A 1,103-nucleotide genomic window follows, 5' to 3' on the forward strand; every position below is an offset into this window, starting at 1 on the left:
CGGACTGCTCATCACGAAGATCAAGACCGGCGCCGGCTTCTTCCGTACGGCCTTCTACCTGCCGTACCTGGCCCCGCCGGTGGCGGCGACCGTCGCCTTCGTCTTCCTGCTCAACCCGTCGACGGGACCGGTCAACGAGGTCCTCGCGCACCTCGGCATCACCGGACCGAACTGGTTCAACGACGCCGCCTGGGCCAAGCCGTCCCTGGTGATGCTCTCGCTGTGGGGCATCGGCGACCTGATGGTGATCTTCATGGCCGCACTGCTCGACGTACCCAGGGAGCAGTACGAGGCCGCGGAGCTGGACGGCGCGGGCGCCTGGTCGAAGTTCCGGTACGTGACCTGGCCGTCGATCACTCCGATCGTCATGTTCGCCATCGTCACCGGCGTCGTACAGACGATGCAGTACTACACGCAGGCCCTGGTCGCCGGAAAGATCGCCTCCGGCGTCTCCATCGGCCCCGGCAGCGTCATCCAGCCCGGCTACCCGGACCACTCGACGCTCACCGTCCCGCAGCTCGTCTACTCGATGGGCTTCCAGAACTTCAACACCGGCGCGGCGTGCGTCCTCTCGCTCGTACTCTTCGCCATCGCCATGGCCGTGACCATGCTGCTCATGCGCAAGCGCTCGGGCCTGCTCTCGGCGGAGGACTGATCAGGATGACGACCACGACACTCAGCCCCACCCCGGCCGCGGCTCCCGCGGACGCCTCACCCGCGCGTGGCCCCGCCGCCGCACGCGCCCGCCGCAAGCGCGTCCTGCACTGGATCGCCGTGCACAGCGTCGCGATCGCCGTCGCGCTGCTGTTCGTCCTGCCGTTCGTGTTCGTCTTCCTGACCTCGGTGATGAGCGACAGCCAGGCGATGAGCGGCGACCTGTGGCCGGACTCCTGGCACTGGGAGAACTACAAGGCCGTCTTCGAGACCGACGGCTTCCTCGACTGGTGGAAGAACTCCCTGCTCTACGCGGGCCTCGGGACCGTGTTCACCGTGTGCTCGGCGATCCCCGTCGCGTACGCGCTCGGCAAGTTCCGCTTCCGCGGCCGCCGGACGGCGATGATCCTCGTCATCTCGACAATGATGCTGCCGCCGCAGGTCATCGT

Annotated in this window: 1 protein-coding gene and 1 pseudogene; both read left to right on the plus strand. The window is 67.5% G+C overall.

All coding sequences use genetic code 11. The features are described from left to right. The coding region (locus tag ACWD4P_RS38440; RefSeq protein ID WP_449782850.1) for a carbohydrate ABC transporter permease at nt 1–655 on the plus strand (655 nt) is incomplete at its 5' end. 5 nt (nt 656–660) lie between these two features. After that, nucleotides 661–1,103: pseudogene (locus ACWD4P_RS38445) on the plus strand (carbohydrate ABC transporter permease); the annotation flags it as partial.

This window comes from Kitasatospora sp. NPDC002543, from assembly GCF_053594915.1.